We start from the raw sequence: 20,973 nt of genomic DNA, 5'->3' as shown, positions 1-20,973 counted from the left end.
GGTCCCCATGCACATCCAGGAACTGATCCTCCGCCTCCAGCGGTTCTGGGCTGACCGCGGCTGCCTCATCGGCCAGCCCTACGATCTGGAAAAGGGCGCGGGCACCATGAACCCGCTCACCTTCTTCGGCGCCCTGGGATCCAAGCCCTGGAACGTGGCCTACGTGGAACCTTCGCGCCGCCCGGCGGACGGCCGCTATGGCGAGAATCCCTTCCGCGTCTACAAGCACCTCCAGTTCCAGGTGATCCTCAAGCCCAGCCCCGCCAAGGTGCAGGATCTCTACATCGAGAGCCTGGAGGCCCTAGGCATCGACCTCTCCAAGCACGACCTCCGCTTCGAGGAGGACAACTGGGAATCGCCGTCCCTGGGCGCCTGGGGCGTGGGCTGGCAGGTGGTGCTGGACGGCATGGAGATCAGCCAGTTCACCTACTTCCAGCAGGTGGGCGGCCTCGACTGCCGACCCGTGAGCGCCGAGCTGACCTACGGCATCGAGCGCATCTGCATGTTCCTGGGCGGCTACGACAACATCTTCGACCTGGTGCACGGCGAGGTGAAGACGGACGACGGCGTGTTCCCCGTCACCTACGGCCAGATGCGCCAGCGCGAGGAATTCGAGCTCAGCGCCTACAGCTTCGAGCACGCGGACCTGAACCTGCACAAGACCCTCTTCGACGCCTACGAGAAGGAGGGCTGGCGGCTCCTGAACGACCTGGGCCACTTCCTCAGCGCCTACGAGCAGGCCCTCAAGATGAGCCACACCTTCAACGTGCTGGACGCCCGCGGCGCCGTGAGCACCACGGAGCGGCCGGGCATCATCAAGCGCGTGCGCGACCTGGCGTGTGCCTGCGCGAAGGCCTACCTGAACCATCAGGAGGGACCCGCCGTGCCTGAGCAGGCGGCCGGGAAGGGAGGTGCGAAGTGAGCGCCACGAAGACCTTCCTGCTGGAACTGCACTGCGAGGAGATCCCGGCGCGGTTCCTGAAGCCGCTGACGGACGAATTCGCCACGGCCTTCACGGCCTGGGCTGGGGGACAGGGTCTCGCGGCCTCCGGCCTCGAGACCTTCTTCTCCCCGCGCAAGCTGGCTTGGCGCGGTGCGGGCCTGCCGGCCTCCCAGCCCGATCAGACCGAGATCCAGGTGGGCCCGCCGCAGCGCATGTGCGTGGACGCGGAGGGCAAGCCCACCATTCAAGGCGAGAAGTTCGCCGAGAAGTGGGGCGTGCCGTTCTCCGCGGTGCGCTTCGAGCAGCCCGCCGGGAAGAAGGAGCCCTGCGCGGTGGTGACGATCACGAAGCAGGGACGGCCCACGGCGGACCTGCTGGCCGAGGCGCTGCCCGGCCTCATCGCCGGACTCCACGTGCCCAAGGCCATGCGCTGGGGCTCGTCGGAGTTCGAGTTCGTGCGGCCCATCCGCAACATCCTCTGCCTCTTCGGAGACCAGGTCGTGCCCATCACGGTGGATGGCGTGGCGGCCATGAACACGACTTGGGGGCACCGTCTCCACCACCGCCAGCACCCCGAGGCGGTGAGGATCACGTCACCCGAGGCGTACGAGGCGGCCCTGGAGGCCGCAGGCGTCGTGGTCGGCCTGGAGGCCCGCCGCGCCCGCATGGCCGAGCAGCTGGACCAGCTGGCCGCCGAAGTGGGCGGTCGCGTGGTGGCGGACGCCGAGCTGCTGGACACCCTGGCGGAGATCGTGGAGTTCCCGAAGATCGTGCGCGGCGAGTTCCCGGCGGACTTCCTGGAGCTTCCCAAGGAGGTGCTGGTCACCAGCCTCCGCGAACACCAGAAGAGCTTCTGCATCGAGAAGGCCGACGGTGCCCTGCTGCCCTTCTTCCTCACCGCCGCCAACCGCACGGACGACCCGGCGGGCTTCGTGAAGGCCGGCAACGAGTGGGTGCTGAAGGCCCGCCTCTACGACGCACGCTTCTTCTTCGCCGAGGACCGCAAGCACCCCCTGTCCGACCGCCTGGAGAAGCTGAAGGCCCTCACCTTCCAGCGTGAGCTGGGCAGCTACCACGACAAGACCGGCCGCGTCGTGGCCCTCACCAAGGCCCTGGCCACGCGCCTCTCCACGGACGACGCGCACATCGACCGCGCCCTGGAGGCCGCCCGCATGGCCAAGTGCGACCTCCGCACGCTGATGGTGGGCGAGTTCCCCGAGCTGCAGGGCGTCATGGGCGGCGAGTACCTCAAGCACGAAGGCGCCCACGAGGAGGTCTGGAAGGCCGTCAAGGAGCACTACCGGCCCGTCGGCGCCGAGGACGCCATTCCCGCCACGCCCATGGGCTGCCTGCTGTCCCTCTGCGACAAGCTGGACACGGTGGCGGGCTGCTTCGCTGTGGGCCTCATCCCCAGCGGCTCGAAGGATCCCCTCGCGCTGCGCCGTGCAGGCCAGGGGATCGTCCGCATCCTCTGGGAGCAGGGTTGGCCGTTCACGCCCTCGGACCTCATCGCCGCCGCCCTGAAGGTCGTGGGTCCCAAGGCCACGAAGCCCGAGGCGGAAACCCGCGAGGCCCTGCTGGCCTTCTTCAAGGACCGCGTGGTTTATCAGCTGGAGAGTCTGGTCAAGCCAGCTCCATATCCTGCTTCGGTCAGGCGCTCGACCATTGCTGTGGGATGGGAAGACCTCCGTGATCTTCGTAATCGGTGCGAAAACCTGAATCTTTTCAGTGAAGATCCGCGATTCTCTAGCCTCGGCCAGAGCGCCAAGCGAATCAGCAACATTCTTAAAGACGAATCACCATCCGATCTTCTGAAGGCCGAGTTGTTGGTTGAGCCAGAGGAAGTGGTGCTGCTGACTCACATGCACCGAGTGGAGTCCCAGTATGACCTGATCGTGACGCTGAATGACCTCGCTGATTTGGCTGATCCACTCGAAGCATTCTTCAATCGAATCATGGTCAAGTGCGACGACCCGGCCCTCCGCGCCGCGCGCCTGAGCCTCCTGCACCGGCTCCGTCAGGCCTTCCTGCGCGTCGCTGACTTCAGCCTGTGGCAGTAAGGACGGCGGGGCTCCGGACGGTTCCCCTCTTTCCTCTGCGCTCCATGCGTTCTCTGCGGTTCAACAGCTTTTGAGGTCCCCATGCACCACGAACGCATCGCGATCATCGACTACGGCAGCCAGTACACGCGGCTCATCACGCGGCGGCTGCGCGAGCTGGGGGCCTTCGGCCTGGTCTACAACTCCGGCGCGACGGCCGCGGAGATCGCGGGGGCGGACCTGAAGGGCGTGATCCTGTCCGGCGGGCCCAACTCGGTGCTGGAGCCCGGGGCGCCGGACCTGGACCCGGCCATCCTGGACCTCGGCGTGCCCATCCTTGGCATCTGCTATGGCCAGCAGCTCCTGGCCCGGAACCTGGGCGGGCAGCTGCACCGCTCCGCGAGCCGGGAATACGGCAAGGCGGAGATCCAGGCCTCGCCCGAGGGCTCGATGCTCTTCGAAGGGCTGCCCCACGCCCAGCAGGTGTGGATGAGCCATGGCGACCATGTGGAAGTCGCTCCGGCGGGCTTCACGGTCACGGCGAAGACGCCCAGCGTGCCCGTGGCGGCCATGGAGGATCCGAAGCGCGGGATCTATTGCCTCCAGTTCCACCCGGAGGTCACCCACAGCACCCAGGGCACGCCCCTGCTGCTGAACTTCCTCAAGCGCTGCGGCATGGCCCTGGATTGGAACGCGGGCAACTTCATCGAGGAGAAGGTCAAGGTCATCCGCGAGCAGGTGGGGCAGGGCACGGTGGTGCTGGGCCTCAGCGGCGGCGTGGACTCCAGCGTGGCGGCGCTGCTGCTGCACAAGGCCATCGGGAAGCAGCTCACCTGCGTGTTCGTGGACCACGGCCTCATGCGCAAGGACGAGATGAAGCAGGTGCAGGCCTACTTCGCCCCCTTCGAGCTCAACGTGATCTGGGTGGACGCTTCGGACGAGTTCCTGGGCGCCCTGGCGGGCGTGACCGACCCCGAGCAGAAGCGGAAGATCATCGGCGGCAAGTTCATCGAGGTCTTCGAGCGCGAGGCGGGCAAGGTGAGGGCCGACTTCCTGGGCCAGGGCACCACCTACCCGGATGTCATCGAGTCGAGTGGCATCGGCGGCGCCATCCTCGTGAAGTCCCATCACAACGTGGGCGGCCTGCCGGAGCGCATGAAACTCAAGCTGGTGGAACCCCTGCGCGAGCTGTTCAAGGACGAGGTCCGGGCCACGGGCCTGGCCCTGGGCCTGCCCGAGGAGATGAACCAGCGGCATCCCTTCCCCGGACCGGGGCTGGCCGTGCGCCTGCCGGGCGCCATCACCCGGGAGCGCGCCACCATCCTCCAGAACGCCGACGCCATCTTCCTCCAGGAGCTGCGCGAGAGCGGCTGGTACGCGAAGACGAGCCAGGCCTTCGCCGTACTGCTGCCTGTGCAGACCGTGGGCATCATGGGCGACGAACGCACCTTCGAGTGGATGTGCGCCCTGCGTGCCGTCACCAGCGAGGACTTCATGACCGCCGACTGGGCCAGACTTCCCCATGAGCTGCTGGACCGGATCGCCCAGCGCATCGTCCGCGAGGTGAAGGGCATCAACCGCGTGGTCTTCGACATCACCTCCAAGCCCCCCGCCACGATCGAGTACGAATAGTGGCGAAGCGACAGGAACCCGTCCGCAAGTCGGTGAAGGAGATCCTGGAGGACGTGCTCGCGGGGCATCGCGAGGCGGCTTTCAACGGACCGGAAGCCGCCCTGAAGTACCTGCGCCGCACCTTCGAGGGGCAGGCCAGCCTGCCCAATGCCGTGAAGGCGGTGGCGTACGACCGGTTGGCTGAGGCCCAGGCCCAGCTGGGGCAGTGGGAAGGCTGCACGGAGAGCGTGGAGGTCGCCCTGGGCTACCTGCCGGACCTCGAGGCGGCCTTCCCCCACGAGTACCGGCGCCTGCTGGGAGGGCTCACCTGCTTCGAGCGAGGGATCCAGGCTCAGAGCGAGCTGGGGGACTTCCACGGGGCCCTGGCGCTCTGCGAGCGGGCCATCGCCCTGGACCTGGGGGCCCACTACGAGGCCAAGCGCGATTCCTTGGAATGGGCCCGGTAGGGGGGGACCCCGAGATTCCACCGGGGCGCTTCATGGTTTTTTCCGGCTGTGCCATCATCGGTGGAGACGATCCTCCCAGGCGTGCGGTTGGGACATCGGTCTAGGAAAGGTCCATGGGCGAAGATATCCAGGTGGTGCCCCAGCAGGTCAGCATCCTGATCGTGGATGATCTGCCCATCATCCGCCTGTCACTCGAGCGGATCCTGACGAAGGCGGGGTACCGGTGCCGGACAGCCGGCGATGTACCGGCCGCCCTCAAGGCCCTGGAGGAGGAACCCTCCGACCTGGTGCTCAGCGACATCCAGATGCCGGGGGCCTCGGGGCTCGACCTGGTGAAGGCACTCCAGCCCCGCATTCCGGACATCTCCGTGGTGATGGTGAGCTCCACGGAGGCGGCCGAGACGGCCATCGAGTGCCTCCAGGAGGGCGCCTTCGGCTATGTGCTGAAGCCCTTCCAGCCCAGGGAGATCCTGGTCCAGGTGAATGCCGCGCTGAGGCGGCGGATGCTCGAGATCGCCTTCCGGGACCGGGAGGCCCAGCTCGCCCAGAAGGTCCGCGAGCAGACCGAGCAGATCCGCGCTTCCCGCGAGGAGGTGGCGCTTCGCCTCATCTCCGCCAGCGAGCACCGGGACCACGAGACCGGGACGCACGTCCGGCGGATCGGCCTCTACGCCGCGGAGATGGGCCGGCTGCTGGGCTGGGACGAGGAGGCCATCGAGACCATCCGGGCCGCCGCCCCCATGCACGACATCGGGAAGGTCGGGGTGCCCGACGCCATCCTCCAGAAACCAGGAGCCCTCACGGTGGAGGAGTGGGTGACCATGAAGCGGCACACTTCCATGGGGGCCACCATCCTGAAGGGTTCGAAGGTGCCCTTCATCCAGATGGGGGCCCGCATTGCCTTCGGCCATCACGAAAAGTGGGACGGCACTGGCTATCCGAGGGGCCTGAAGGGGGAGGCCATCCCCATCGAGGCCCGCATCACCACCCTGGTCGATGTCTTCGACGCGGCCAGCAGCCGGCGCCACTACAAGGACGCCTGGCCCGAAGACCAGGTGGTGGCCCTGCTCCAGAGGGGGCGGGGCGTGCATTTCGACCCGCGCCTGGTGGATCTCTTCCTGGCCCACGTCGACCGGTTCGCCGCGATCCTCGCCGCGAACCCCGATGAGGAGCGCGACGAGGACCCGGGGATCTGAAGGCCTAGACTTTCTGTGGTGGAGCCGTCTGCGAAGGCTGTCCCTTGGAGATGGTGAACTCGCCCAGCATCATGGGCACCGCGGCCTTTAGCATGAGGGTGAAGACCAGGAAGCCGGTGGCGAAGATGCCCGCGGCCACGGCGATCTCGGTGAAGGAGGGCCGGTAGACGTAGATGTCGCCCAGCACGTCGGGCGTGAGGCCCGGGATGATGAGGCCCATGCCCTTCTCGATGTAGACGCTGGCGTAGATCAGCACGCAGCCGATGTTGAGCGTCACCCAGTTGGTGCGGGTGCGGGGCACCAGGAACAGGATGAAGGCCGCCAGGCCGCAGAGGATCGAGGCCCAGGCGTAGGGCACCAGCGTGGTGTGCCCCTTGAGGCCGAACAGGAGGTACTGGAAGTACACCATGTGCTCGGTGCCGGAGTAGAGCTCCTTGAAGGCCTCGGCCGCGGTGAGGAAGAGGTTGAAGCCCATGGTGTAGGCCATCAGCTCGGCCACCTTGAAGATGGCCTCGTCCTTGATGCTGAGCTTGGTGGTCTTCCGGAGGATCTGCAGGAGGATGAGCAGGATTGCCGGGCCCGAGCAGAAGGCCGAAGCGAGGAAGCGCGGCGCCAGGATGGCGGAGTTCCAGAAGGGACGGGCGGCCAGGCCGTTGTAGAGGTAGGCGGTGACGGTGTGGATGCTCACGGCCATGGGGATGGAGAGCAGCACCAGCGGCAGCACCAGCTTCTTCACGTAGTGGCGCTCGGTGTAGGCGCAGAAGAGCAGGTAGGTGACCACGAACCAGTTCAGCAGTAGGTAGAGGTTCAGCACGATCACGTCCCAGGCCAGCATGGACTGGGGCCAGTTCAGCCGTCCCACCAGCGGGATGATGTGCCAGAAGCGGTCGGGCCGGCCGATGTCCACCATCACGAAGCCGAGGCACATGATGAGGGCGCTGATGGCCAGCATCTCGCCCAGGATGGTGATCTCCTTGATGGGTTCCCAGTCGTAGATGTAGGCCGGGATGACCAGCATGATGGCCGCGGCGGCCACGCCCACCAGGAAGGTGAAGTTGCCGATGTAGAAGCCCCAGGAAACCTGGTCCCGCATCTTGGTGACGATGAGGCCGCTGTTGAGCTGGCCCAGGTAGGCCGCCGCGCCGATGGCGATGAGGAGCACGAGGAACCCCACCCAGGCGTAGTAGAGACGATCGCCCTTCAGGATGATCCGCAGGGTGTCGGTGATGAACTGCCAGAAGTTCTTCAGCGTGAGCATGGCCCTACACCCCGTAGAAGTAGAAGAAGTTGGGTTGGGTGTTCAGGTCTTCCTTGAACTTGAAGACGCGCTTGTTCTCGAGGACGTACCGGATCTCGCTGTCCTTGTCGAGGAGGTTGCCGAACTTGCGGGAGCCCGTGGGGCAGATCTCCACGCAGGCCGGGTACTGGCCGTTGCGGGTGCGCTGGATGCAGAAGGTGCACTTCTCCACCACGCCCTTCGGCCGAGGGCGGTTGCCCAGGTAGTGCGTGTTGGTGTTCACCTGGTCCGCGGGCAGGTTGGGCTCGCCCCAGTTGAAGTGGCGGGCGCCGTAGGGACAGGCGGCCATGCAGTAGCGGCAGCCGATGCACCAGTTGTAGTCCACCACCACGATGCCGTCCTTCTCGCGCCAGGTGGCGCCCACGGGGCAGACCTTGGTGCAGGGAGGCTTCTTGCACTGCTGGCACTGCACCGGCATGTAGAAGTGGCCCTCCTGGGGAACCTCCTCAGGGTTGTAGTACTGGTCCGCGTGCTGGAGGTTGACGCCCTCCTCCTTGTCCATCTGGAGGACGCGGATCCACTGCACTTCGGGATCCCGGGACTGGTTGTTCTCCTTCACACAGGCATGCACGCAGCGCCGGCAGCCGATGCAGCGGCTGAGGTCCAGGGCGTAGCCGAAGATCACGCCGGGGATGGCCGGGGTGTTGGCGACCTTCACGTCTTTGCCGTACTTCGCCTTGTATTCCTTTTCCAGCCGGGCGATGACATCCAGGACCTCCTGCTTGGACAGCTCGCGGAAGTTGTGCTGGAGGAACTCCTCCTTGCTCAGCGTTCCGCAGCCCGTGAGGGCGGCGGCCATGGCGGCCGTGGCTGCCCCGAGGAACTCGCGTCGGCTGCCGCAGCCGGAAACACCGCAGCTCTCGGAGGGGGTGATGGGCTTCGGGTCCGTCATCGGGCACCCCCTTTGCGGAGCTGGATCTGTTCGGGCGGGGTGGGTGGAGCCATGGGCTTCAGCGGCTTGAACCGGGGTGAGTGGGGGTTGTGGCAGTGAACGCAGAGGAGGTACTGCTTCTCGCCGTTCCAGTGGCCGGTGCGCTTGCCGTGGACACCCACGCGCCAGTCCCTCAGCTTGTCGCCGTGGCACTGGCCGCAGAGCAGGTAGGAAGCCGTGAAGGGGACCTTCTCGCCGCTGGCCAGGTGGAGGCTGTCGCGGCTGCTGGCGTCGTGGCAGTCCAGGCACCAGCGGGTGGCCGGCCCGTGGCTCAGGACGATGTCCGTGTGCATGTCGGTCAGCTCGCGGCGCTTGAGGTTCGGCTTCATGCTCTTGCCGTCGTGGCAGGAGGTGCACGGGAAGATGCCCTCGCTGAAGGGGGGCTTGGGCACCTCGATGCCCTCCGGCGCCCCCGGGCTCTCCGCCCGGGTTTCGGCGGGCGGCTTGATGGTGGGCGGCTCCGCGAAGGCCGCTGAGCCCAGGATCATCAGCAGACCCGCCGCCAGCATGGACAGGGTCGGAAAGCGCATAGGGGCGTCCTTTCGTGAATCGGCGCCGCAGGACGGCGGCGGAATGGAGATGGGACCGGCGGATCGGGCGGGGCGCTTCATGGGGCGTCCTCCTCCTCGTCCGCGTCCCGGACCGCCGGATTCTTCAACAGGCGGGGAGCGAGGATGAGCGTCGCCCCGAAGCCCATGAAGGCCAGGAAGAGGGTGAGGGGCCGTCCCACGGCCATGTCCTCGAACAGGAACTTGAGCGTGGTGACGGCGAGGAACGGGTAGACCATCCAGCGCAGCTCCAGCACGGGCACGCGCCGCCCCAGCCATGCCAGGGCGATGGCGAGAGCCGACAGCACCAGGGTCCGGGCCAGGGCCAGGCCCCCGAGATCCGGGGTCCTGCCGCCGCAGCAGATCCAGATCGCCACGGCGCCGAGGCCTGCCGCGGCCAGGGCGCCCATCACGAGGATCGCGGGGCGCATCAGGACGGTGACGGGGTCCGGCGGTCGGCGCGCCAGGAAGACCGCCAGGGTGGCGAAGAGTGCGGCCAGGCTGGCCAGTCCCGCGATGGAAGGGGCGGCGGTGGGACTGGCGGGATCCATGAACACGTGGAGGGCCCAGGAACCGAGCCCGGAGGCCAGGGCGGCGGCCGTGAGATAGATGCCGCTCTGGTACACCAGGACCTTCCGGCGCAGGCGCAGCGCGGCCAGCATGGCCGCCAGGCCGAGAACTCCCGCGAGGGTGGCGAACAGGGGCAGGGGCAGGACGAAGGACCCGCCCAGCAGGAGGAAGATCTGTGCCAGGAAGGTGAAGAAGTTGAAGTTCGCGCGGGTCTCCTCCCGGTCGTCCGCGAAGGGGAAGGCGGCGGCATAGCAGCCGACCCCGGCCAGGGAGACTCCCGCGCCCAGCAGCGCCGTGCCCGAGCCCGTGGCCTGGGCGACGCGGACGGCGCCCCCGAAGCCCACGAGGAGGACCAGGGCCGTCTGGATGAACTCGAAGACGTTCACCGCCCTGCGGCGCTGGAGCATCCGCACCGCGAAGCTGCCGATGTAGATGGCCACCAGGGCCAGGGCCAGGAACAGGGCCCGTCCCAGGGACAGCCCCTGATAGATGCCCTGCGCGCCACCCGGCCAGGTGGCGAGGAGCGTGAGGATCAGCACGCCGGCATCGGCCGCCATGGCCGTGGGCCAGCGTAGGCCGTGCCAGCGCCGTCCGTAGGTGAGCCACAGGGCCCCGGCGCCCAGGGCGAGGAAGGCCGCGGTGAAAGGTTCGATGGACCGGCGGGCCATCATCACGATGAAGCCGGAGCCCAGGGCGGCCAATGTGGCTGTCCAGAGGATGGCGTGGAGGTCCCTGCGCCAGGCCACGGCGGCGTGCAGCGCCGCGACGGCGACCAGGACGAGGGCCGCCAGTCCCGGGGCCAGGATGCCGAAGTGGGTGGAGGACTCCACGATCAGCGGATAGGCGATGAGGATGGAGGCCAGGGTGCGGAAGGCGGCGTCCAGGGGACGCCGGGCCCGGTGCCCCAGCACGGCCCAGGTGGCGGCGTAGGCGAGTCCCAGGGCCACGCCCACGCCGTGGGGCAGGGTGCCGGCGTCCACCAGGGCCCGGATGAGGTAGGCCCCGCCTAGGATGAGGCAGACCTGTCCGATGAGGCCCAGGACGCGGGTGGGACTTGGGAGGGCGGGTTCGGGCAGGAGCGCATCCACCGCGGGAGCGGCCCCGGCTGATGGTGCCGTGGACCCTGCCGTGGGTGTCGGCGCGGGTGTCGGCCTGGTCCGGAGCGCCGCCTCCAGGGCCCCTACCCGGGTTTCCAGGCCCCGGACCACGTCCGCCAGCGCCTCAAGGCGGGATTCCATTCCGGCCGGCGGGGCTTCGCCCGGTGGGGCCTTCAGGGGTGGAACCTGGGCAGTGGACATGGACCTTCCTCCGGGGAGGTGGGACCGAGATCTATGGATGGATGAGTTGGACCCATCCTCACCCCGGGTCAGGGGGCGTCAAGTCATGGAAATTCATTCCAAACGACTCATAAAGAAAACAATGAATCGTGTTATCACATGCGCGGAGGGGTCTGATGGCTCCAATGCCGGAGATGCTGAGAAAAAACAGATCACCGCACGTGTCGGGACTTTCCAGGTCACTGGGAGATCATGTGTCCGCCATCACAGGGGAGGCACACCTCCGTTAACCTCGGATGCGGAGGTTTCATGACCGGGGTCCGATCCGCCTTCCTCTCGCTCTGGCTGGCCGTCCTCGCGGTCGGCCTCGCCGCGCAGGACACCACGGTGGTCCTGGTCCGGCACGCGGAACGCCAGTCCCTGTTCGACGGAGACTCTCCTCTGGCCGAGGCCGGCCTGCACCGGGCCCAGGCGCTGGCGCCCGTGCTGGCGGGCTTCCACCCGGCGGCGCTCTACACATCGGAGCTGCGGCGCACGCAGCAGACCCTCGCCCCCGCCGCAGCCAAGCTCGGCCTGACGCCCCTTGTCCGGCCGAAGGACGGCAGCGGGGCTCTGGCGGCGGAGATCCTCCACGCCCAGCGGGGGCGCACCGTGATCGTGTGCTGGCATCACGACCTCATGAAGAAGCTCGTCCGGGCCCTGGGCGTGAAGGGGCCCGTGCCCTACTGGTCGCTGGGCACCTACGACCGGATCTGGATCGTCACCATCCCCGCCGAAGGCGAGGCCCGGCTGGTGGAGAAGGTGCAGGAGCTAGGGCCTGTTTTCAAAGTGGGACGCCGCCGCGACACTGCCCAGCCGCGCTCATGGCAAGGCGACGGCCGAAGGGCGATGCGGGACATCGTTCGAGGCCGGCAACGCAGCCAGGGGTGCGGCTGGGCAGCGTCCCGAAGGGCAAGGGGCGGCGCCCGGCGCGATGCTGCGTCAAGCTCCTCGACGATGGGGCCACCATCGCCTTCGTCGCTTTCCTTGCCTCGCTTGGGCGGCGCCCCTTGCGCGGCCACGCCCCACTTTGAAAACAGGCCCTAACGCCAGCTCTCGCCGCGGCGTCCTGAGGCGGCCAGCACCTCCTCGGCGGCCCGCACGCCGTGGTCCTGGGCCTCTTCGAAGAGGGCCAGGCCACTGAGCTCCGTGTGGGCGAAGTGGACGGCCCCGAAGGGCCGGGCGAGGCCCAGGAAGACGGGGTCCCACATCTGACCCGGCGCCGGCCGCACCATGGCATGCCCCCAGCGCATCACGTCCAGCCGCGCCACCAGGCCTTCGAGGTCCGGATGGGCCGAGCGGAGATCATCCATCACCATGCGGGCGCATGCGGGCCAGTCCATGGCGCGGAGCCTCGCCCGTTCCGCATCGCAGTCGGCACCCGCGAAGGGCCGGTACCAGGTGAGCACCGTGGGGCCGTAGTCCTTCAGGCTCTGGTGCGTGGCGGCCACATAACCCAGGGCCTCGCTGTCGCGGAGCACGTTGTCCCAGGCCAGAGGGAAGGTGGGTTCCTTGGGGCGTGCGCGCAGGGTGAGGTTGGCCACCATCCAGGGCGCGTTCCGGATGCGGGCCGAGGCCGGGCGGGCCTCCGCCAGGCCCGCGACCACGTGGCGGGCGACGTGCTGCGGGCCGGCGAAGATCACGCGCTTCGCCTTCCAGCCCACCCGCCGCTGGTTCAGGTGATCCCAGGCGGTGACCAGGACGCCGTCCTTCTCCTCGCGGATGGCCACGGCCAACACGCCGCAACGGAGCCTGTCGCCGAGGGGGCGGCGCAGGTGGTCCACGAGGAAGCCGTTGCCTTCGGGCCAGGTGAGGAGGGGCCGGGAGTCCTCGCCGGGCCCCTGTTTCCGGGCCGCGAAGTAGAAGAGGCCCGCCCAGGCGCTGGTGGTGTCCAGCCGGGAGCCGTAGTCGTCCCGGCAGGCGTAGTCCAGCAGCCAGCGCAGGCGCGGCGAGGAGAGACCGCGGGCGTCGAGCCAGGCGGCGAAGGAGAGGCCATCCAGGGCCACCGCCTCAGGCGCGTCCGAGCAGCGGGAGCGCGGGATGCTGAAGGCCGGGTGCCCCTTCGCGTCGCGGAACGCCGCCCAGCGGTCCACCTCGTGGAAGAAGGCGTGGTACTGGCGCTCATCCTCGGCGCTGGCCCCGGCACGCAGGTAGAGCCCTTCCCACCACTGGCCATAGGCGAAGACCCGCTCTTCGGGAGACCGCACCGTGGCCTCCTCGGCGAAGCGCGGCTCGCCCTTGGCGTCGAAGCCCTCCAGGACACCGCACTCGTCCAGCAGGCGCAACACCGCGTGGTTCCCGCGATCCGGCACGGGCAGGTAGTGGGCGGCCCAGGGGAAGGCGCTCACGTGGTTGCGTCCCGAGCGGGAGGTGCCGCCCGGGGCCGGTTCCAGTTCCAGCACGCGGAAGTCGTCCAGCCCGCCGCCTGCCAGCCGCCATGCGGCGCTGAGGCCGGCCACGCCGCCGCCCACCACCAGCACGGAGACCGGCTCGAAGCGCTCCGGATCGGGGAAATCCCCGCCGCGCAGCCAGTGGCCCAGGGCCAGATCCGGCCCCACCAGCTCGCCCTGGAACGGGAACTCCGGCTTCCGCCGGCAGGCCAGGGAAACCGCAGAAAGGGCGCCCGCGGCGAGGAGGTCACGACGCTTCATGGGCGGGTAGTCAGAGAGAAAAACCTGAAACCGCGAAAGACGCGAATCGCCCTCCGGGCGCGCGAAAGGAAAATAAAGGAGGTCTGCGGCGGACAGATGATCGTCCTTGGCATTTCTTTCGCACCCTTTCCCGTGATTGCGCGGTTCCCCCTCACGACCACCGCCGCCACTCCCGGGCGTAGAGGTGGACGAGCACCTGGTTGTCGAGGCGGTTCACTTCGGTGGGCACGCGGTCCATGTCCCTGGGAAAGGCGAACATGGCGGCCGTGGTCTCGTCGGACAGGTGGCGCAAACCCGGCAGCACATGCGCAGGGACGGCGAAATCGCGCCTGGAGGCCAGGGCGAAGCCCCAGACGCCGAAGGAGGGCACGGCCAGGTGGTAGGGATGCACCTTGAGGCCCGCGGCCTCCATGGTGGCGGCGATGCACCAGAAGGATTCCCGCGCCATGAGGGGCGACGTGCTCTGCACGGCGATCATGGCGTCATCGGTGAGGCGGCGCTGGAGCAGGCGGTAGAACCGGGAGGTGTAGAGCTTCCCCAGGGCGTAGGTGTTGGGGTCCGGGAAGTCCACCAGGGCCAGGTCGAAGGGTGGTCCCGAGCTCTCCTGGAGCCAGATCATGGCGTCGGCGTTGATCACCTTCACGCGGGGATCCTCCAGGGAAGCCCCGTTGAGCTGGCGCACCATGGGCTGGTACCGGGCCATGTCGGTCATGGCGGGGTCCAGGTCCACCAGCACGATCTCCTGGACCGAAGGATGCTTCAGCACCTCGCGCACGGCTAGGCCGTCGCCACCGCCGCAGATGAGCACCCGCTTCGCATCCGGCTTCACGCCGAATGCCGGATGCACCAGGGCCTCGTGGTAGCGGTACTCGTCCGCCGAGGAGAACTGCAGGTTGCCGTTGAGGAAGAGCTGGAAGCTGCCCCGGCCCCGGGTGAGCACGATGCGCTGGTAGGGGCTGTCCCTGGCGTAGACGATCTCGTCGGCGAAGACCTCCTCCTCCAGTACCAGCGTGAACTTTCCGGCGAACGCCAGGCCCACTGCCAGCAGGGCCATGACCGCCAGGCAGCGCAGGCGGATCAGCCGCGTGGGTCCCAGCTGCGTGGCCAGCAGGTAGGTGCACCAGAGGCCCACGGTGGCGTTCAGCAGGCCGAAGAACAGGCTGGTGCGCACCAGGCCCAGCTTGGGCATGAAGAGCAGGGGGAACAGGATCGAGGCGAACAGCGCGCCCATGTAGTCGAGGGTGAGCACGCCGGCGATGAGATCCTTGAAGCGCACCTGGTTCTTGAGGATGCGCATGAGGATGGGGATCTCCAGGCCCACCAGCGTGCCTACGACCATCACCACGCCGTAGAGCACCACCCGGAAGGCATGGGTGTGGGCGAAGGCCTGGAACAGGATGGGCGCGGAGAAGCCGCCAACCAGGGCCACGCCCAGCTCCAGGTCCACGAAGCGCCGCGCCAGGCCCCGCTGGATGAACTTCGAGAGATAGGACCCCAGCCCCATGGCGCTGAGGTACACCCCGATCACCGTGGAGAACTGCATCACCGAATCGCCCAGCAGGTAGCTCGACAGGGTGCCGGCCACCAGCTCGTAGATCAGCCCGCAGCTGGCGATGAGCAGCACGCTGATGAACAGCAGCGGCGCCTTGAGCGTCGGGGCGGGTGCCTCAGGTTCAGATTCACCCATGGATCGCGGCGGCGATGATGAGGCTGATGCCCAGGATGAGGCTGCCGAGGACGATGCCCAGGGCCACGTTCTGGTCGTCCTCCATCTCCTTGCGGAGGGAGAAGGGCAGGACCTTCACGAGGATGAGCCAGACCACGCCGAGGATGACGAGGCCGAGGACGGAGAAGATGGCGGCGACGAGGAGCTGGTGGAGCAGTTGGTCCGTGATCATCACTTACCCCCGTGGAATCCGTTGTTGTGCAGGAAGGTGCGGTAGGCGCCGGGCGTCTGGCGCACGCTGGGCGGCAGGTCGGCGCGGCGGCGGTTTCCGAAGAATTCCCGGCCGAAGAAGCCGTTGGCCACCATGAGGCTGAACCCGCCGCCGAGGAAGAGCAGGTAGAGGATCCGCATCAGTCGTCACTCCCGGAGGCGCCCGCGTTCGGCGCGTACATGCTCTCCTGCCAGCGCCGGCTCTCGAAGGCGACCAGGCGGAACACCATGAGCAGGGGCACGAGTAGGATGGCCAGCAGGGCCAAGCCCGGGTAGAGCCAGCGCATGACCCCCTGGCGCAATCTCACGTCGACCATCCGGACCGGCGGCACCTTCCCATCCCACTGCGGCGCGAGGCGCAGCACGTAGCTTCCGGGTGGCACCGCGCTGAGGAACACCGTGTCGGTGCGGCCGCCCTCGGACCAGGACTCGCCGCCATCCACGCCGTGGTACCAGCTCGATTCCACCAGGAAGAGCTCCGCCACGCCCGTGGTCTCGCTCACCAGGGCCCCCTCGACGCCCACCCAGCTGTTGTTCACCGGGGCGTTGAGGGTGACCGCCAGGTTCTGGTGGCCGTCCTTGATCTCGATGGGGTCGGAGAAGAACACCGGCTCCTGGGGTTCCGTGGGGACCGCGGACGTCGCCGAAGTCGGGGGAACCGCCTGGGTCGGCGGTCTGCGCACGGGGATGCCCGGGCGCGCCGCGCCGGGGGCCTCGGTCTGGATGCGGGCCAGGTCGTACAGATCCAGCTGCCGGTGGAACAGCTCCGCGTTGCGGTGCGTGATGGATTCCGCCATCACGAGCAGCAGCAGCAGGCCAAGGGCTCCCACCAGCCAGAGGGCGGACTTCGCCAGGGCGACTCTATGGGGGTTGGGCTGGAAGGACGCGATGCCGATGGGTTCCGGCGGGGCGCCCTGCAGCTTGAAGGCGGACCAGACCTCCGCCGGCTCCAGATAGGTGGAGAGGCTCCAGTTCACCTCGCCTCCTCCGCCCTTGTGGGCCTGGCGTTCGCGGGTGAGGCTCTGGGGCGGGGCCACGAACTCGGTCACCTCCACCCGCTCGCCCTGCTCCACCTGCCAGTAGAACTCGCCCCACACGCCTTCGACGACTGCTTCGACATCCTGGAAGCGCCGCCAGTTGCGGCCCTGGGCGAAGAGGTTCTTCTGGCCATCACGGGCCTGGGGGATCTCGCCGGGCGCCACCGCCACGGCCAGGCTCCAGTGGCCCTCGCTTTGTACCAGCCACTGGAAGCCGTGGCGGCTGTCCAGCAGCAGGTACTCGTTCCAGGGATAGGCCGTGCCCTCGATGGTGCAGCTCCGGCGCAGCTGGCCGATGCAGGTGACCGGCTCGCCGCGCAGGCTGCCCTCGGCGCCCAGGGGGATGACCACATCCTGGCGGGGCTGCTGCAGGCTCTTGAGGAAGGCGAGCTTTCCGTTTTCGGCCGAGAGCAGGCTGCCGCAGCTGGGACATCCCACCCGCTGCGTCTGGTCCGGCGCGCGCAGGGCCAGGGCACCGCCGCACTTGGGGCAGTTGAGGCTCTGGGTGCCGACCTTTGGCGGCTTCCGCGTGCCGCCCTGGATCCCCAACTCTGCCAGCGACACCTCGCGGCCCAGGAAGAAGAGGGGCGGCTCCTCGCCGTAGTCCAGGGTGGCGAAGGCGCCGTTGCGGCCCGAGAGATCCGCGTAGCGATAGGTGGCGCCCGGCTCCACGGCCCAGGGGATCTCGCCCTCGGCGCTGTGGAAGGCAGCCTCGCTCACTTCGTCCACGGTCCAGAGGCCGTCCGGTCCCAGATCCGCCAGGCCGCCCGGTTGCAGGTCAGCCGGAGACGGCAGGGTTCCATGGGGCGCCTGGGTGAAGGTGAGGTAGAAGCGGCCCTGGGCCTCCGCCAGCCAGCCCCAGCGGCCGTCGTCGAGGGCCAGGTACCACTCGTCCCACACGCCGCCCAGGGGATGCTTCAGCTGCACCCGGCCCGCCAGGGTGAACGAGCGCCCCGCATGGCGCCCCGTTGCGCCCAGGCCCAGGGGCGAGCCCGTGTCCACTAGGTCGGCCACCTTGCCGATGAGCTCGGGATTCCGGTCGTGCCGGGCCGCCAGGGCCTTGCAGTAGGAACAGACGGCCACCATGGTTCCGGGCCGGAAGCTCAAGGGGGCACCGCAGCTGGGGCAGGAGGCGAGGGGGCTCATGGGGATGGCCGATTATGTCAGAGGATCGGAAGAATCCGGTCGAGGCCTTCCCGGAAGGTCGGCTCCGGCGTGAGCAGGCTCAGGACCAGGTGGCCGTCGCCCGGCAGGTCGAAGAAGGATCCGGGATGCGCGAGCACCCCCGCCTGCTCGAGCAGACGCAGGGCGCAGGCCTCGTCCGCGTCCACGGCCGGGCGGCGCAGCAGGACGGACCAGCCGCCTTCCACGGGCAGCCGGGTGAGCCGGGGGTGCCCGGCGAGCGAGACGTCCAGGGCTGCCAGGTTGGCGGAGAGCCGGGCGCGCACCTGGGAGCGGATCGCGGGCGCCAGGGCCAGAAGGGCCGGTGCCGCGGCCTGGACCGGCGCGGAAACGGAAAGGTACTGGTCCGCCAGGAAGGCCAGAGCCTCCAGGTGGGCCTCGGCGTCGGCGCCGCGCACGGCGATCCAGCCCAGCTTGAGCTGGGGCAGGGCGGCCACCTTGCTGAGGCCCGACAGCAGGAAGACCGGGCAGGGAGGTGCCGCATCCTCCAGGGCCGTGGGGAGCCGATCCGCCGGAGCCTCCAGGGCGTAGTCCGCGAAGACCTCGTCCACCAGCAGGGCCAGACCCCGGCGTGCACAGAGGGCCGTGAGGCCGTCCCACTCGCCCTTGGACAGGAAGTGTCCCGTGGGGTTGTTGGGGTTCACCACCACCACGGCCCGTGTGCGGGGGCCCACCGAAACCTCCAGGGCGCCCAGGTCGAGGTGCCAGCGGTCATGGAAGTAGGAGGGCACGGGGCGGGCATGCAGGCCTTCCAGGCGCGCCAGCCACTCGAAGAGCGGGTAGCTGGGACTGGGCACCAGGATCTCGTCGCCGGGATCGCCCAGCAGCTTGAAGAGCAGACCGTAGCCCTCGCTGGTGGAGGCTGTGAGCAGCAGGTCCTCCGCCCGCAGCCCATGCCCGTGGTGGGCGGCCACGGCCTCCCGGGCGGATCGGGTCCCCAGCGGGTCCGGATCGTAGCGCAGCACGGCGGGGCTGGAGAGCGCCTGACGTATCCCGTCCTCCGGGTACACGAACCCGCAGCGGGTCGGATTCGACACCGTGAGATCCAGGAGCTCACGCTCCTCCGCCCGCAGCTGCCCCAGCGCCGCCGAGAGGGCGTTCGGCTCGAAACCGTGCGGGAGGCGCGACGACAGGTGCATGGGGCTAGGTTAATCGAACCGCTGACTCTCCGTGGAGAACGCGAGAACGCCGAGGAAGAAATGTTTTTTCTCTGCGCTCTCCGCGCTCTCCGCGGTTGGCGGTTTGTCTTTCGCGGGATAATCGACCCACAAATCAGGAGGCTCCCATGGCGAAGACCCCCAAGGTCGCGGTGCTGCTGGCCGGCTGCGGCCACCTGGACGGCGCGGAGGTGCGCGAGGCGGTGCTCACGCTGCTGGCCCTGGACCAGCACGGAGCCGCCTTCCAGTGCATCGCGCCCAACGCGGACCAGCACCACGTCATCAACCACGTCACGGGCCAGCCCGTGCCCGGCGCCATCCGCAACATCCTGGAGGAGTCCAGCCGCATCGCCCGGGTGGGCCAGTGCCTGGACCTCGCCCAGGCCCAGGCGGGCGACTACGACGCCCTGGTGATGCCGGGCGGGTACGGCGTGGCCAAGAACCACTGCAGCTTCGCCTTCAAGGGCGCCGAGGCCGACGTGCGACCGGACGTGGCCGCCTTCGTGCGGGCCTTCTTCGACGCGAAGAAACCCGTGGGCGCCATCTGCATCGCCCCGGCCCTGGTGGCCCTGGCCCTCTCCGGCCGGGCCTCCGCCAGCCTCACCCTGGGCAACGACGCGGGCTGTGCCGCGGCCGTCACCAAGCTGGGCCAGCACCACAAGGACACGCCGGATTCGAGAGAGATCGTCATTGACGAAGCTTGCAAGCTCGTGACCACGCCGGCCTACATGTTCGACGACGCGCGGCTGAGCGACGTGTGGGTCGGCATCGAGCGCTGCGTGGCCGAGGTGCTGAAGCGCTGCTGAGAAGGCCGGGGACACCATGACCACCTACCCGGACGAACTGCTGGATGAGCGGACCCGGGGCCTGCGGGAGGACGTCCGGGCCTTCGTCAAGGCCGTGCCCCGGAACCTCCTGCTGGACATGGACGCGGAGCGCGTGAGGTATCCCAAGGGTTTCCTCGCGGAGGCCGGACAGAGACGGCTCCTGGGCCTCCGCTTCCCGGAGGCCTACGGAGGACGCGCGCTGCCCTGGACCGCCGAGCTGGCTGCCCTGGAGGAGGTCGGCGTTCTGGGCACCTCGCTCGGCTGCCTCTACTCGCTGGTGTCCATCGTGGGCGAGGCCCTGGTCCACTTCGGGACGGAGGAGCAGAAGCGCCGCTACCTGGCGCCCATGATCGCGGGGACGCTCGCGCCAGCGGAGGCGCTAACCGAACCTCGCGGCGGATCGGACTTCTTCGGGGCCGCCACCCGCGCCGTCCGGGACGGGGATGCCTTCATCCTCGAGGGCCAGAAGCGGTTCGTGGTGGGAGCGGAAGGGGCGGACGTCTTCCTGGTCTATGCTCGCACTTCGGACGACGGCGATTCGCGGCGGTCCATCACGGCCTTCCTCGTGGAGCGGGGCGAGGGCCTGACCGTGGAGCACGTCTACGGCCTGATGGGTACTCGGGGCGGCGGCACCGGGCGGCTCCGGTTCCGGAACTGCCGCGTGCCCATGGCCCAGGTGCTGGGCGGCGAGGCCGGGATCGGGCAGGGGGCCGAGGTCTTCGACCAGATGATGATCCCCGAGCGCATGACCAGCGCGGGCGGGGCCCTGGGCATGGCCCGGGCCGGGCTGGAGATCGCCGCACGCTACGCGGCGAAGCGCAAGGCCTTCGGCCAGGAGATCCGACGCTTCGAAGGCGTCTCCTTCAAGATCGCCGAGTCCCTCACGCAGCTCGAGGCGGCCCGCGCCCTCTGCCGGGAGACGGGGCGCGCCATCGACCACGGCGGCGTCGCCCCGGGGCGCGTGCGGCGCATGGTGTCCGAGTCCAAGAAGTTCGCCACGGACACGGCCTGGACTGTGGTGAACCACGCCATGCAGGTGCTGGGCGGCATCGGCTACACCAATGTCTACCCGCTGGAGCGCCTCCTGCGCGACATCCGCCTCATCCTCATCTGGACGGGCACCAACGAGATCATGGACCTCGTCATCCAGCACGAGTTCTACCGCGAGTTCCTCAAATCGCCCCTCCCCGGCCGCAACCTGGAGGCCGATGCGGTGAACGCCGAGGCTCCCGAGGAGAAGGTCTTCGAGTGACCGACCTGTCTGG

The 20,973-nt window shown here is 68.6% G+C and carries 18 protein-coding genes; 8 read left to right on the top strand and 10 right to left on the bottom strand.

Annotation, left to right across the window (positions count from 1 at the left end; genetic code table 11):
- Positions 1 to 7 precede the first annotated feature (7 nt).
- From MLG87_RS04455 to MLG87_RS04435, 5 genes are all read left to right on the top strand, one after another.
- The gene (locus MLG87_RS04455) at positions 8 to 922 is read left to right on the top strand and encodes a glycine--tRNA ligase subunit alpha (RefSeq protein ID WP_243293999.1); all 915 of its coding nucleotides are present in this window, start codon (positions 8 to 10) and stop codon (positions 920 to 922) included.
- A complete protein-coding gene (glyS, locus tag MLG87_RS04450; protein ID WP_243293998.1) occupies positions 919 to 3,003 on the top strand; it encodes a glycine--tRNA ligase subunit beta in 2,085 nt (694 codons plus the stop codon). The genes MLG87_RS04455 and glyS overlap by 4 nt, the downstream gene beginning before the upstream one ends.
- Positions 3,004 to 3,084: 81 nt before the next feature.
- Positions 3,085 to 4,614: a glutamine-hydrolyzing GMP synthase gene (guaA, locus tag MLG87_RS04445; RefSeq protein WP_243293997.1), complete on the top strand. Its 1,530-nt coding sequence runs from the start codon at positions 3,085 to 3,087 to the stop codon at positions 4,612 to 4,614.
- Positions 4,614 to 5,060, top strand: coding sequence for a hypothetical protein (locus MLG87_RS04440; protein WP_243293996.1), 447 nt, complete (start codon positions 4,614 to 4,616; stop codon positions 5,058 to 5,060). Before guaA ends, MLG87_RS04440 begins: the two co-directional genes overlap by 1 nt.
- Positions 5,061 to 5,173: 113 nt before the next feature.
- The gene (locus MLG87_RS04435; protein WP_243293995.1) at positions 5,174 to 6,256 is read left to right on the top strand and encodes an HD domain-containing phosphohydrolase; all 1,083 of its coding nucleotides are present in this window, start codon (positions 5,174 to 5,176) and stop codon (positions 6,254 to 6,256) included.
- Positions 6,257 to 6,260: 4 nt separating this feature from the next.
- On the opposite strand, the gene dsrP is transcribed toward MLG87_RS04435, so the two are convergent.
- The 4 genes from dsrP to MLG87_RS04415 all read right to left on the bottom strand — a co-directional run bounded on the left by dsrP (position 6,261) and on the right by MLG87_RS04415 (position 10,900).
- Positions 6,261 to 7,514 carry a sulfate reduction electron transfer complex DsrMKJOP subunit DsrP gene (gene dsrP / locus MLG87_RS04430; RefSeq protein WP_243293994.1) on the bottom strand — a complete coding sequence of 418 codons (1,254 nt, stop codon included), beginning with the start codon at positions 7,512 to 7,514 and terminating at the stop codon, positions 6,261 to 6,263.
- A gap of 4 nt (positions 7,515 to 7,518) precedes the next feature.
- On the bottom strand, positions 7,519 to 8,445 hold the full coding sequence (locus tag MLG87_RS04425; protein ID WP_243293993.1) for a 4Fe-4S dicluster domain-containing protein: 927 nt from the start codon (positions 8,443 to 8,445) through the stop codon (positions 7,519 to 7,521).
- Positions 8,442 to 9,014 carry a cytochrome c3 family protein gene (locus MLG87_RS04420; protein ID WP_243293992.1) on the bottom strand — a complete coding sequence of 191 codons (573 nt, stop codon included), beginning with the start codon at positions 9,012 to 9,014 and terminating at the stop codon, positions 8,442 to 8,444. Before MLG87_RS04420 ends, MLG87_RS04425 begins: the two co-directional genes overlap by 4 nt.
- Positions 9,015 to 9,091: 77 nt before the next feature.
- A complete protein-coding gene (locus tag MLG87_RS04415; protein WP_243293991.1) occupies positions 9,092 to 10,900 on the bottom strand; it encodes a hypothetical protein in 1,809 nt (602 codons plus the stop codon).
- Positions 10,901 to 11,188: 288 nt separating this feature from the next.
- Between MLG87_RS04415 and MLG87_RS04410 the strand changes: the two genes are divergently transcribed.
- Positions 11,189 to 11,965, top strand: a complete 777-nt coding sequence (locus MLG87_RS04410) for a SixA phosphatase family protein (RefSeq protein ID WP_243293990.1) — start codon at positions 11,189 to 11,191, stop codon at positions 11,963 to 11,965.
- Here MLG87_RS04410 and MLG87_RS04405 read toward each other — a convergent pair.
- The 6 genes from MLG87_RS04405 to MLG87_RS04380 all read right to left on the bottom strand — a co-directional run bounded on the left by MLG87_RS04405 (position 11,962) and on the right by MLG87_RS04380 (position 18,863).
- Positions 11,962 to 13,569: an FAD-dependent oxidoreductase gene (locus tag MLG87_RS04405; protein WP_243293989.1), complete on the bottom strand. Its 1,608-nt coding sequence runs from the start codon at positions 13,567 to 13,569 to the stop codon at positions 11,962 to 11,964. The two genes, MLG87_RS04410 and MLG87_RS04405, sit on opposite strands and share 4 nt — an antisense overlap.
- A gap of 151 nt (positions 13,570 to 13,720) precedes the next feature.
- Positions 13,721 to 15,256 carry a polyamine aminopropyltransferase gene (locus tag MLG87_RS04400; RefSeq protein WP_243293988.1) on the bottom strand — a complete coding sequence of 512 codons (1,536 nt, stop codon included), beginning with the start codon at positions 15,254 to 15,256 and terminating at the stop codon, positions 13,721 to 13,723.
- Positions 15,249 to 15,467 carry a DUF350 domain-containing protein gene (locus MLG87_RS04395; protein WP_243287880.1) on the bottom strand — a complete coding sequence of 73 codons (219 nt, stop codon included), beginning with the start codon at positions 15,465 to 15,467 and terminating at the stop codon, positions 15,249 to 15,251. Before MLG87_RS04395 ends, MLG87_RS04400 begins: the two co-directional genes overlap by 8 nt.
- The gene (locus MLG87_RS04390; RefSeq protein ID WP_243287879.1) at positions 15,467 to 15,646 is read right to left on the bottom strand and encodes a hypothetical protein; all 180 of its coding nucleotides are present in this window, start codon (positions 15,644 to 15,646) and stop codon (positions 15,467 to 15,469) included. The genes MLG87_RS04395 and MLG87_RS04390 overlap by 1 nt, the downstream gene beginning before the upstream one ends.
- Complete coding sequence (locus MLG87_RS04385) at positions 15,646 to 17,688, bottom strand: DUF4178 domain-containing protein (protein ID WP_243293987.1); 2,043 nt, start codon at positions 17,686 to 17,688, stop codon at positions 15,646 to 15,648. The genes MLG87_RS04390 and MLG87_RS04385 overlap by 1 nt, the downstream gene beginning before the upstream one ends.
- A 17-nt stretch (positions 17,689 to 17,705) precedes the next feature.
- The gene (locus MLG87_RS04380; protein ID WP_243293986.1) at positions 17,706 to 18,863 is read right to left on the bottom strand and encodes a pyridoxal phosphate-dependent aminotransferase; all 1,158 of its coding nucleotides are present in this window, start codon (positions 18,861 to 18,863) and stop codon (positions 17,706 to 17,708) included.
- Between the two features lie 146 nt (positions 18,864 to 19,009).
- Between MLG87_RS04380 and elbB the strand changes: the two genes are divergently transcribed.
- Together elbB and MLG87_RS04370 are read left to right on the top strand one after the other, a co-directional pair.
- Positions 19,010 to 19,687: an isoprenoid biosynthesis glyoxalase ElbB gene (gene elbB / locus MLG87_RS04375; protein ID WP_243293985.1), complete on the top strand. Its 678-nt coding sequence runs from the start codon at positions 19,010 to 19,012 to the stop codon at positions 19,685 to 19,687.
- A 16-nt stretch (positions 19,688 to 19,703) separates the two neighbouring features.
- Positions 19,704 to 20,960 carry an acyl-CoA dehydrogenase family protein gene (locus MLG87_RS04370; protein ID WP_243293984.1) on the top strand — a complete coding sequence of 419 codons (1,257 nt, stop codon included), beginning with the start codon at positions 19,704 to 19,706 and terminating at the stop codon, positions 20,958 to 20,960.
- Positions 20,961 to 20,973 lie beyond the last annotated feature (13 nt).

Origin of the sequence: Geothrix mesophila (genome assembly GCF_022808835.1) — a bacterium.
GTDB classification, from domain to species: domain Bacteria; phylum Acidobacteriota; class Holophagae; order Holophagales; family Holophagaceae; genus Geothrix; species Geothrix paludis.
The sequence above is the reverse complement of the archived record's forward strand: the minus strand, read 5'-3'. Positions and strand labels throughout refer to the sequence as shown.